Annotated in this window: 6 protein-coding genes; 2 read left to right on the top strand and 4 right to left on the bottom strand. The window is 47.6% G+C overall.

Annotation, left to right across the window (positions count from 1 at the left end):
- Positions 1-143: 143 nt before the first annotated feature.
- The 3 genes from E5355_RS12565 to E5355_RS12555 are packed head-to-tail and all read right to left on the bottom strand — an operon-like array spanning position 144 to position 5,797.
- On the bottom strand, positions 144-971 hold the full coding sequence (locus tag E5355_RS12565; RefSeq protein ID WP_136010617.1) for an MBL fold metallo-hydrolase: 828 nt from the start codon (positions 969-971) through the stop codon (positions 144-146).
- Positions 972-1,021: 50 nt separating this feature from the next.
- A complete protein-coding gene (locus E5355_RS12560) occupies positions 1,022-2,683 on the bottom strand; it encodes a RagB/SusD family nutrient uptake outer membrane protein (RefSeq protein WP_136010616.1) in 1,662 nt (553 codons plus the stop codon).
- 21 nt (positions 2,684-2,704) lie between these two features.
- Positions 2,705-5,797 (bottom strand): SusC/RagA family TonB-linked outer membrane protein, encoded by a 3,093-nt coding sequence (locus E5355_RS12555; protein ID WP_136010615.1) that lies wholly within the window; start codon positions 5,795-5,797, stop codon positions 2,705-2,707.
- A 307-nt stretch (positions 5,798-6,104) separates the two neighbouring features.
- Here E5355_RS12555 and E5355_RS12550 point away from each other — a divergent pair, with 307 nt between their 5' ends.
- Complete coding sequence (locus E5355_RS12550) at positions 6,105-10,151, top strand: hybrid sensor histidine kinase/response regulator transcription factor (RefSeq protein ID WP_136010614.1); 4,047 nt, start codon at positions 6,105-6,107, stop codon at positions 10,149-10,151.
- Positions 10,152-10,225: 74 nt separating this feature from the next.
- On the opposite strand, the gene E5355_RS12545 is transcribed toward E5355_RS12550, so the two are convergent.
- A complete protein-coding gene (locus E5355_RS12545) occupies positions 10,226-11,914 on the bottom strand; it encodes a PHB depolymerase family esterase (RefSeq protein ID WP_136010613.1) in 1,689 nt (562 codons plus the stop codon).
- Positions 11,915-12,052: 138 nt separating this feature from the next.
- Here E5355_RS12545 and E5355_RS12540 point away from each other — a divergent pair, with 138 nt between their 5' ends.
- Positions 12,053-12,451 (top strand): hypothetical protein, encoded by a 399-nt coding sequence (locus E5355_RS12540; protein WP_136010612.1) that lies wholly within the window; start codon positions 12,053-12,055, stop codon positions 12,449-12,451.
- Positions 12,452-12,599 lie beyond the last annotated feature (148 nt).

Here is a 12,599-nt window from a genome sequence, read left to right as displayed (position 1 = left end):
CTTCATTCTTTTATCAACCGCTCTTTCTATGCACGAGATGCACATCTCAAACAGCGCGAGATGCACATCTCAATACACATAAGATGCACATCTCGTGCATGCAAGGACTACGCCTTAAAATAAGAAAGGAATAGCCTTGCGGGTTACCGGGCTTCCGGTATGTTAGTCGAATCATATACAATCATCGCACGGCCTTCGGACAACTTCCTCGCAGTGGGAGGCATCTTGATGAAATAGTTGGAATAAGGTTCCGAGCCTTCCTGGTCTCCATTCATCAGTCTGTGGGAAATACGTATCATCGTCTGAATATAGGCCAGCGACAAAGAGGATTTCAGATAAGGATAATGTCCGCACCAGATATCCTTGATGCCCCCTTCCTTCATGAGCTTTTCCATACGGCAACACGACTCATGGAAAGTGGCGACGGGAGACATCGGCACGCACTGCAGCCATACTTCGCCCGAACCGAACGCATCACCCGAATAGCAGTCTCCGTTTGCCTTGTCCAGGAGTACCACCGAGCCGGGCGTATGTCCGGGCATCCATGCCACTTCCAGCTTGCGTCCGCCCAAGTCGAACACCTGTCCTTCTTCCATATAGAGGAATTCTCCTTCATAATCTGCCGCATGCTGGGCCACCAGCACCGTATCGGCCCGATGCATCCATACTTTATCGAAATACTTGATGCATCCGGCATGGTCGGGGTGCATGTGGGTGACAATCACTTCCAGCGGTTTCGGGGTTATCTGTCCCACAATCTTATCCAAATCCGCACAACGCGTGCCGGTATCAATCAGTACGGCCTTGTCTTCGCCCTCTATCAGATACATGGTAGTATGGTCCCAAGTGGAGAACACCCAGGTCTTCTCTTTCAGCAAGGAAACCTCCACCTCTTCATTCTTGAATACCGTCTGCGCCCCTATGGACATGCAAGCAAGCAGCAGGGCAAACATCACTAAACTTCTTTTCATGTTTCTCTTATTTATACAGTTAAATCGAATTGCGAATTTCTCAGGATAAATCAATAACCGGGATTCTGTTTCAGGTTGCCGTTCACTTCCAACTCGTTTTCTGGAAACGGCAGCCACTCGTCGCGACCGGGAGTCCAACCCGCCAACGGCTTTTCATTGTCGACATAGGTAATCTTGGTCGTATAACGGGCGTTGTAGATGCCTGCCGCCGTAGTCAGATCATTATTCGGGTCGGGTACAATCTGGAAGGTCGGCAACTTTTTCCCTTTATCCGCCAATACCGCCGGAGCATCCCCCCAACGCTTCAGGTCCTGGAAGCGCATGCCTTCCATAGCAAGTTCCAGGCGGCGCTCCAGCTTTATATCGGAAAGCGTCACATGACTCTTTCTGGGAAGACGGGCCCTGTCGCGCACTCTGCCCAAATATTCGTCGGCACCGGCCTGGTCGCCCGCCTGGAGGCAAGCCTCGGCAGCCATCAACAAGACATCCGCATATCTGATGACCGGAGTGTTGCTCTGGTTTCCACACCAGTACCCTACAAATTCGTCATCAGTGCTTGCCAGCCATTTCAGACGGAAATAGCCTTCGCTGGCATATTTATTGGTCGTCGTGTTCACCGCAATGTTCATGGCAACCACCTGCTCCCAGGTTCTGATCCAAGCATTCAAACGATACCCGTCAGCACCCTCTTCGGCCACAAAGGCATCATACAAGGACTTCGACGGATTGAAATAGCTGTAACCGCTGGTGGTGTTGAACTTATAGTGCATGGACGCTTCCGGACCGGCTATAAAGCCGTAGCCGAATCCCCAATTGGCCAAGATGCCGTACCAGCCCTCCTGAGAATACATGTTGGAAGGGTCGTAATGGCGCACACACTCCAGCACATACTCCTCGCAGCCTGCAGAGGCCGGATGATAGAACGTGCCGACGTCGGCTATCAAATCGTATTTGCCGGAGGATATGACCTTCTCCAACTCACTTTTGGCATCGGCATATTTCTCCTGATACAGATAAATCTTTCCCAACAAGCAGCGGGCAGCCTCCAACGTGGCGCGGGTTCCCCCGTCCCTGTCTTCCAAACTCGTTTTCGAAGTGAGTTTCCCGGAAGTTATAGCTTCCGTAAGGTCTGTCTCCATGAATTTCCACAACTGTTCGGCAGTGGAGTTGGGCACCTTATACTCTTCCGAATTCTTCAATACCCTATCTACCAAAGGAGGAGTCCCCCACAAAGTGGTCAGCTCGAAATAGCAGATGGCTCTGAAGAATTTGGCCTCGGCAATGTTTCTTGCCTTCACTTCACTTTCAGCGGCATCGAACCGCTCAATCACCAGATTGGCCAAATAAATCGTGGCATACAACCTCTTATAATAGTTTTCCACCCAACCGTTCGTGGCCACTATCGCACTTTCGTATATCTCCTGCGCATACACCTGATCGGAGCGGGCACCACCCGAATTGAAATCGTCTGCCAAGAAATTTTTCAGGAAGAAACCGTTGGCATACTGCGAGGCTTTCTCACCACGCCCGGAATAAGCATTCCGCCAGGACGCATAGACAGCAGCGATGGCAGACTCACACTGTTCATCCGTCTGATAATAATTCTCTTCATTCTCTACACCTTTCTGGGGAATATCCAGCAAATCGACATCGCATGCGGAAAATGTGAGTGCACACGCCAACAGTCCGGACAAGATATATTTTCTTTTCATACTTCTTCTATTTTATATAATTCAAAATGTAACTGATAAACCGAACACCACCTTTTTCGTCGTGGGATAATTTCCGTAATCCACGCCCATACCACTGGTAGCCGTGGATGAAACCTCCGGGTCGAGTCCCGGATACTTGGTGAACAAGAAGAAATTATCCAACGAGGCATATACCCTCAGCTTGTCGACCAGGAACTTCTTCGTAACCGTCCGGGGCAACGTATATCCCAGCTGTATCTGCTTGATGCGGAAATAAGAGCCGTCAAAGATATAGGCATCGGACAGGCCATACTTGTCTGCATTCGTATTCTGCGGCCGCGCAAACTTACGGCCGGTAGTCCCGTCCGCCGTCCAGCGCTGGTCGTACATCTCCTTCAGCGTATAGGATATCGAATTATAACTGTAGGACATGAACACGTCATTGCCCACGGAACCGTTACCGAAAATCAGGAAATCAAGATTCTTGTAGTTGGCAGTCAACGTGATGCCATACGTGAAGTCCGGCATCGGCTTGCCGATCATCGCCTTGTCACTGGCATCAATGGTACCGTCGCCCGTATTATCCCTGAATACGGGATTCCCCTTGTCGTCCAGATGGTCGACCTGATAGCCTCTGAAATACCACACCGGATAGCCTACCTCGAATGCGGAGAACGAACCGTTCGAAGCCATCGTAGTGGCGCCTTCTATGCGTCCGCCGCTGACATGCGGATCCAGATAAGTAACCTCGTTCTTCAAAGTGGCCAGATTGGCAGTCACAGAATAGCTGAAATCACCGGCCTTGTCTTTCCATCCGGCTTCAAACTCAAAGCCCTTATTCGTCACATTACCGGCATTCATCGGAGCCGACGAGTTTCCCGCCTCATAAGGAATGACAATGTTGGACACGATCAAGTCTTTAGTCTTCTTCCTATACCAGTCCATACCAAACGAGAAGCGGTCGTTGAAAGCGCGCAGATCCATACCCAAATCCAGCTGTTCGGAGGTTTCCCACTTCAGGTCAGGATTATAGAGCTGCGAAGGCTTGGCGGAAGTGACATAGTTCATCGCCGTATTGCTGAAAGAGTATCCGGCAGCCGAAGTCACCAGGGAATTGGAATACTTATAACCACTCAGATTGCTTGTGCTTCCATTCTGTCCCCAGCTGGCACGCAATTTCAGGAATGTCAAAGGGGTATTGTTCTTTTCCGTGAAAAAGCGCTCGTTGGAAATAACCCAGCCGGCCGATACCGACGGGAAATAACCCCAGCGATTGGTGCCCGGAAGCACGGAAGTATCGGCGGCATCGGCACGCATGGCCGCTTGCAGCATATAGCGGTTTTGGTAATCGTAAGCCAGACGGCCGAAATAGGACAGTTTGCGATTAATCAGATTGTAACCGGCGGTACTCTTCACGGCATCTCCGGCAGGATACGAAACGTCGGCATACAAAGGATCGTGCTTGGCTGTCTTGTCCACACCGGCAGAAACGTAAGTGAAGTTATTCTCGCTGTAAGACATACCCAGCATGGCAGACACATGATGCTTGTCCCACAAATCCGTACTATAGTTCACAAAGTTCTCCCACTGGTAATAAGTAGTGGAGGAGTTGGAGCGGCTGGCCCCGTTCTTATCCTTATTATTGGCGGAAGCCGAGCCGTAATAGAGATTGTTATACTGATAAGTGTTTGCGTTCAGTTCTCTGTAACCCAGTCGGGTAGTAAACACAAATCCTTTGAAAGGAGTCAGGTTGGCATAGAGCGTTCCCATCAGACTGTTGCCGAAGTTCTTCTTGTCGCTCATGCGGATGGCTACCATAGGATGTATCTGTTCCATGGAACCCAGACAGCTGTAATAATCGCCCTTGTCATTGCGCAGCAAAGTAAAGCCGTTGGCAATCAATGCCTCCATCTGCTTAGGAAGCGCATCGGCAGCATAAGTGTCCGCATAATAAGGAGCCATGGTCATCACGGTAGCAATCATGCTGGAATATGAATTGCCCGCACTGCCGTCATTGATGGATTTCTGCGTATATTTTGCATAATTGGCAGTAACACCTACCTTTAACCAGGGTTTAATGTCATAGTCGGCGTTCAGCATGACGGAAAGCCGCTTGTAGGTATCCTTGTTTTCACGAAGAATACCATTGTCATACAGATTGTTTAATGACAGGAAGAAAGAGCCCTTGTCATTCGCTCCCTGAAAGTTGACCGTATGATGGGAGGATGGTGAAGCATTAAAAGCCACATCATACCAATCGGTAGTCGATACGCCGTCCCATGTGCCGCTGGTAATAAGCTCCTGGATATTATCATCTGTAAAAGTAGGGTCTTGCTCCTTCTTTTGCAATAAGGCTTCTTGCGAATTAATCAGCTTGGGACGTCGGGCCAGGCTACTGATGGAATATTGAAAGTCGTAGGAAATGCTGCTGGTGCCTTTGCTTCCGCTCTTTGTGGTAATAAGCACCACGCCATTACCGGCCTGCGCACCATAAATGGCAGCGGATGCGGCATCTTTCAGGACTTCCATGCTTTTTATATTGTTAGGATCCACAGCACTCAAGTCGGATACTATCAATCCATCTACCACATAGAGAGGGTCGGAAGTGCCATTCGACGAGAAACCACGGACACGAATGGTAGGCGAGGCGCCCGGTTGCGAAGTCGTGGATATCAGTTGCACACCGGCTGTCTTGCCCTGCAGGGCTTCTTCCACCCGGGTGATGGAGCGGTTCTGGATGTCTTCCGCCTTGACGGAAGAAATGGCACCCGTCAGGTCACTCTTCTTCTGCACACCATAGCCCACCACTACCACTTCATCCAGCGTCCGGGTGTCTTCCTTCATCGTCACATTCATTCTCTCCGATACGGCTTTCAGCTCCTGTGTCACATATCCGATGTACGAATAGACAATGACGGCGCCTTGCTTTACCTTTAAGGAATAATTTCCCTCCATATTCGTAATCACTCCGTTGGAAGTACCCTTTTCAAGTACACTCACACCAATCATCGGTTCTCCCAAATCATCTGTGATCCGTCCCGATACCATCATCGGACTTTGCGCCAGCATATAAGGTATTCCCACCAAAAGGAACAGCCAGAATGCCATCAGCTTTCTTTTAAAGTTGTTTTCCATAATGCTTAAATAATTAGATTTGTTAATAAAAAAGCTGCATTCACTCATTGCAGGATTTCCGATACAATTTTATCAAAAGAGGGAATAAGAGGATATTGAGAAAATACAAAAACATTTCTTATATGTTCAAATATCATTTCCTGTACGTTCAAAAAATTATCAATATGTTCAAAATATGCCTTACAGCATAATCCAGGCAGAAAAATCACTGTTACAGCAAATATCACCTACTTATTTTCTTTCTACTTTTGTCTGCTTCAGTGTAAAAAAACACTTTCCGCGAAACATATCCTAATACGCTCCATATATGAAAAAAATCATCCTTTCCCTCATTGCTTTATCTGCAACGGCCGTGTTTTCGTGCAAACCGGCAACCGCCCAAGAAGAAGCGGAAAAGCTGGACGTTCATAGAGTTTCGGCAACCATCTCCAATCAAAACATTACAGATTTCCAAGAAGACGCGCAAGGCTATATCTGGATAGGGACCACGCGCGGACTGAACAGATTCAACGCCCACGAATACCGGCAATATTACAGTTCCAACGACTCACTGCAACTGCCCGGAGACAGAATCCAGGACATTTTCATGGACTCACGCAAACGCTTATGGATAGCGACAACCGACGGAACATGCCGATATACCGACCAAGACAACTTCCGCCAGATACCCATAAACGTACCATACAACAATAGGAACGGACATCAGTTCATAGAAAGCAAGGATGGAAAAATCTTCTTAAACATGGTGGTACATCTCTGCGTCTATAATCCCGAAACGGACACCTTCAACCGCATTTTCATCAACTTTGACCCGGACAAGACCTATAAGCAGACCTGCTACATGGATAACAACAACTGTCTGTGGGCCGTCAACCCCGTCTCCATCCGATGCTACGACTCCCGAAACATGCAACTGACAGATTCCATCCCCATGCCGCAGAAGATTACCTACTCTTACATGCACAACCACACTTCCCTATGGCTGGCAAGCAAGAACCGGCTCTTCATATTCGATACCGAAAGCAAAAGATTCAAAACGACTCCCGACGCAATAAGTAATCATCCCATCTTATCGAAAGCCGCTATCACCTATATACACCCGTACGACAGGAACAGCCTACTAATCTGCACACAGAAGCATACATTCCTTTACAATCATAAAGAAAACACCGTCATACGTGAAAAGGAAAACGGATTTCCGTTTGAAGTCCCGCAACATGGCGTCAAATGCATGTACACCGACTCGCACAAGAATCTGTGGATAGGCTCGTCGGACCAAGGGTATACCGTACGCTATTATTACAAGGAGCGTTTCAACAGCAACAACTATCTACGCTCGTTCTTCCATCAGAAATCCATCATAGCCCTCGATGCCGACTCCTGTAACTTGTACATATCCACCCTGAAAGACGGAATGTATGTCTACAGCCTGAACACCAGGCATATAGAGGCTGTGAATATCAGCAGAATCCTACCTGCACAAAACGCAGAAAATATAATTGTCAGGCACATCTATCACGACAAAGACCGACACATCTGGCTTGCCACCAATACCAATCAGGTCATAAAATGTGTGCTTGAATATAATCAATTAAAAGCAACGGATATCTTCTCCGTCCCTTCCGTACTGTGCATAACGCAAGACCGTAACGGAACAATATGGGCCGGCAGCTTCAGCCAGACAATATATGCCCTGAAAAAAGGAGAAAAGGAATTCACGCCCGTATCACTTTACCTCCAGTCATTTTTCACCTTCACCCCCACCATACACCCTCTCTCCAACGGAGAAGTATGGATTGCCTCCTTTGGCAACAAGATTCGTTCAATAAACCCCGATACATGGAAAATCCGGATACCGGACATCTCAAGGACGGACAGCCTGGCCTGCATACGCCGCTCTAAATTTATCCCTTCCGTATTATACGAAGACAGCCAGGGAGATATCTGGATTGGGACCTCCCATAACGGGCTTTTACGATATACTTCGCAGAATCATAAATTATCTCCTATATCCGGCATTGGCTGCACAGAGATTTGCAGCATCGAAGAAGATATACAAGGGAACCTATGGATATCCACATTATACGGATTAAGTAAATATGAGCGCCAGACCAATCAAATCAGCAACTACTATGCAACTGACGGTATCGGCGGCAATCAATTCTACGACCGTGCATCCTGCCGACTTTCAAACGGAACCTTAGTATTCGGCGGCACTCACGGAATGACATTCTTCAATCCGATGGAAACTCCTTTCAAATACCATGTTCCACTCACTTTCGAGAATCTGAAGATTCATAACAAGCTTATATATCCCGGAAAGAATGCAATCATCGACAAAGACCTCTCCTATCAACCGGACGTACACCTGAAACATGGTCAGAGCAGCTTCAGCATATCATTTGCCGCATTGGATTATAGTGAATATGAACGAATACACTATCACTACCAATTGGAAGGCATTGACCGCTACTGGATAGATGCACACACCAACCGGGAAGCTTATTATGCCAACCTTCCCACAGGAACTTATATGTTCAAAATAAAAATCACCAATGAAGACCAAAGCATAATCGGAGAAGAAAAACGACTGCGCATTATCGTCAAACCGGCTCTTTGGAATACTTGGTGGGCAAGATGCGCCTATGCCCTGGTAATCATCGGAATAGCAGGTACACTTATACACAGTTGGCGGCGCGTAAGAATTGAAAAAGAAACCGCCTGCCGTGCCGAACAGGAAAAAGCACAAGAGCAGAAAATGAATAAAACATACATGAGCTATTTTACAAACATATCCCACGAGTTCCGGACACCACTGACCACAATGTTGGGTTCCATCAGACAACTGTGTGCCGCCCCGACCAATACAGTGCCCAACCGGGAACTACTAAATGTCCTGCAAAACGGTATTCTGCGAATGCTCCAGCTAGTCAACCAATTACTTGATTTTAACAAATTAGACAACGACAACCTGGGACTGGAAGTCCAACAGACCAACCTCGCCTCCACCATCAAACGAATCATCAGTTTCTTCAACATCAATGCCCAAAGCAAGAATATAACCCTAAGCATTCATGGATTACAACACGACATCCTCTATTGGGTCGATGAAGACAAAGTAGAGAAAATACTGAGCAATCTGCTTTCCAATGCCATGAAGTTTACTCCTATAGGAGGCGAAATAGAAATCTCGTTCGCCATCGTCACGCGTCAGGAAGCCGAAGAGTTCTTCAGCCTGACAGAACAAGACCAAAGCGCCCGATATATCCGGATTTCCGTAACTAACACCGGAGAAAATATTCCGGAAGAACAGCTGGAAAAAATCTTTGAGCGGTTCTATCAGATAAGAAACGACAAAGGGACTTACAATTTGGGAACCGGTATCGGGCTTTATTATGCCCGTAGCCTTGCCCGGTTGCACCACGGACATCTGAAAGCAGCAAATCGAAAAGAAGGAAACGGAGCCATGTTTATCCTGATTCTTCCTGCAGACGATTTCTCGTACACAAAAGAGGAACGGTTCTATGGCAAAAAAACACTCCTGAACAATACTTCCATAGAACCTGCGAAAATAGAACCGGATACTGCCCGTGAAGGTAAAACAAGTCCGAAAACAATACTCATAGTAGACGATGACCCGGCCATCATGCACTATCTGCAGATTCTGCTGACCCCGCATTATCACATCATCAGCCGGCTCAATTCCACCAACATCTTCCAGACCATTGTAGACGAAGCTCCGGATTTGATACTGAGCGATGTACTGATGCCGGACAAAGACGGTTACCAGCTTTGCAAAGAAATCAAAGCAAACCTGCAATTCTGTCACATACCCGTCATTCTAGTAACTGCCAAATCCACCGTGGAAAACCAGATAGAAGGATTGCATACCGGAGCTGACGCATACGTGTCCAAACCTTTTGAACCGGCTTACTTACTGGCCCTGATTGAATCACTATTGACGAACCGTGATAAAATACGCAGTTTCCTGATGAACAATACCCGGACAAGCCGGATGAAGGAACTTGCCCTTGCCCCAAAAGACGAAGCCTTCATGCAAGAACTGTATAAACTAATGGAAAATGAACTGGATAATCCGGAACTGGACATCACGCGGATGGCCGAATTACTCAAAATTTCCCGTACCAAGTTTTACTACAAGGTGAAAGGGTTAACCGGCAAGAATCCAAGCGTTTTCTTCAGAACTTATAAACTGAACCGCGCAGCCGAACTAATCAAGGAAGGAACCTATACCATTTCCGAAATAGCGGACATGACCGGCTTCAATACCCTTCCCCACTTCTCTACCTGCTTTAAAAAGCAATTCGGCATAAATCCGAGTGAGTATCAATAAACCTTGTACATCTCCTTGCCGGCACCTACGGCTCTTTCATTCCCTCAAATATTACTTCCGGTAAAAGCTGCTGATTATCGCCTGTTATAAACCAGTTTCTTCGTTCGCGGGTCGCGAGAGAATTGTTTCATGAAATCCCACATCAACCGTGCATCAGGCTTGAAGTTCCAATGACCGTAGTCATTCACAGCCACGACTTTAATCAGCGGAATGTCTCCCTTGTAAAGCACTCCCGCTTCCATCGTGACGCGCTTGTTGGTGGAGATTACTTCCCTGTCCTTGAGTGCCATGCCGAAGGTGGCATCTTTCGAAAAGTCGGGTTGGCTGCTCACTTCCATGCCATTCATGGTCTGATAGGCAGTCCAGGCACAGAAGAAGGCATTGGTGCGCCAATTGTTTTCGCTTACAAAAGGCACAACTTCGTCGTCCGTACCAGTCACAGAGAAATAAGCGGTCTCCACACTGCCCCGTTTCTGCATCGCCTCGTTCATCAACGCTTCACCATTGTAGCCGAACATATACCTGTCTGGAGTCAGCCCTGCCGACTGGGCGCCCACAGCGGCAAACACGTGCGACTTGCGTATACCGAGCCCCGTAGCCGTGGCGGCTCCTGCCGAAAGCCCTTCGGCATATACCCGCGAAGGGTCTATCTGCGGATAGGTCTTCAACAGATGATACACCACCTGCTCGATGCCATCCAGCCCCATAGGAGCATAGCCGTTTCCCTGCCATTCCAGTTCGGCAACAATGAAGTTCTCCTCGGCCGCCAGCTCAATGAAGCCGGATGTCTCAGCCTGTGTACGCGGATCATTGTTGTTGCCATGCAGCAAAAGCAACAACGGCACAGAAGCCTTTTCCGCCTTCAAGGTAGCCTCCGGGTGGAATTCATACCATAGGAAATCGCCTGTACCGATAAGGTCTTTCTTCATCACACGACGAATGATTCCCCAATCTTCGGGCATGATATACGGCTCCAGCTCATACGTACCATATTGGTCGAATTGAGCTCCCGTGTACCAGGTATGTTCGTAATTGTTAAAACGGTAGTTCTTGCAAAGCAATGTCTTCCAGGCTTCTGCAAAAGCCTCTTTCAAGGAAATGTACTTGTTTGCACTTACCACAACCTGCTGTAACGGCTCCTTTCGGTTGACATAACAAGCCAACCCGTTTTCTTTCCGCACCAGTTCCGCCTGATTCTGCAAGATATAGGTAGCCGCTACCTGCCGACTGTGTGTTCCGGCAATAAAAGCAGGAACGGGGGCGGCACCCTCAACCGTCTTGGCCGGTCGGCCATTCAGCGATACGATACCGGCAACAGCACCTGCATGTGCGGCAATAGCCTTATTGACAAACGTCGCTCCCTTACCTACACCGATTATCTTCAGATTAGTAAAAACACGCATCTTGTTCAGGAAATTCTTATAAGCTTCCAAATCCTTCACCGCATCATACTCCTTTCCCAAGGGATTCACCACACAAACCGTCCCCGAGTAGGTGTGCGCATAGAACGCAATGCCCAATTCGTCCGTCAATGCCGCCGCTTCGGAAGCATCGCACGGCTTGTCCGGATAAATCACGAAAAAAGGGGAAAAGCCGGGGAAACGTCCCTCCACACTCTTGCACGTATCACGCGTAATGTAAACTTCCTGCTCCAACCCAGGAAAACGAACAAACGGAGGAAGCCCTTCAGGGGTTCCACCAGCCCCTTTCATCTGCAATGCAACTACAGAAAACAAGAGCCCAAAAATGAAATTCAGTTTCATAGTATCTTTAACAATTTGTTTTACGACCGCAATATTAGCGAATTACCCTCAAAGCATTCTTTCCTATTTGTTCAAATGTTTATCCTCCGGTTCAATTTTATTCATTACATTTGCAGTGTTTCTTAAAACCAACCGTATATGGCACATCGTCTTAATACCAACAAACAGTTTATGGTAGGCAACGGCATCCTTGCCTTTGCAGTAATTTTCGTAGTCGTCATCTTTGTCTATATGAGCATGAGGCTACAGCAACAGAAGTCGGACCACCGCAACTTCATCGAAACCTATACCATCACACTGACGAAAGGCTTTGCCGGAGACTCCACCTCCATCTTCATCAACGACAGCCTGCTGGTGAACCGCACCATGATGGAAGAACCTTTCATCCTCGAAGTGAAACGCTTTGCCGAACAAAGTGCACTGATGATTGTGAACAATGCAACCGAAAAGCTTTCCCTGTTTGAGCTTAGCGAAAAAGGAGGAGAATACCGGTTCGAGAAGGAAGGGGAAGAGGTGAAACAGCTGGCGCAGGAATAAAAAAGCTCAGCAAGGAGTGTTGTCAGACGTTATCAACTTTCATTTTATTTTTTCTTACATCAATATAAAGCAAATCATCATGGTCTGTTATACTAATAGTCCGTTAAAAATTCACCATATCGGCTAAGCGGCTTCTGCCACTATGCCA

The organism is Bacteroides muris (ex Afrizal et al. 2022) (assembly GCF_004793475.1).
Classification (GTDB): Bacteria; Bacteroidota; Bacteroidia; order Bacteroidales; family Bacteroidaceae; genus Bacteroides; species Bacteroides muris.
Note: the sequence above shows the minus strand (reverse complement) of the source record. Positions and strands in the feature narration are given on the sequence as shown.

Coding starts and splice junctions, on each gene's coding strand:
- E5355_RS12565 (WP_136010617.1), bottom strand. CDS start 971: ATGAAAAGAAGTTTAGTGATGTTTGCCCTGCTGCTTGCTTGCATGTCC.
- E5355_RS12560 (WP_136010616.1), bottom strand. CDS start 2,683: ATGAAAAGAAAATATATCTTGTCCGGACTGTTGGCGTGTGCACTCACA.
- E5355_RS12555 (WP_136010615.1), bottom strand. CDS start 5,797: ATGGAAAACAACTTTAAAAGAAAGCTGATGGCATTCTGGCTGTTCCTT.
- E5355_RS12550 (WP_136010614.1), top strand. CDS start 6,105: ATGAAAAAAATCATCCTTTCCCTCATTGCTTTATCTGCAACGGCCGTG.
- E5355_RS12545 (WP_136010613.1), bottom strand. CDS start 11,914: ATGAAACTGAATTTCATTTTTGGGCTCTTGTTTTCTGTAGTTGCATTG.
- E5355_RS12540 (WP_136010612.1), top strand. CDS start 12,053: ATGGCACATCGTCTTAATACCAACAAACAGTTTATGGTAGGCAACGGC.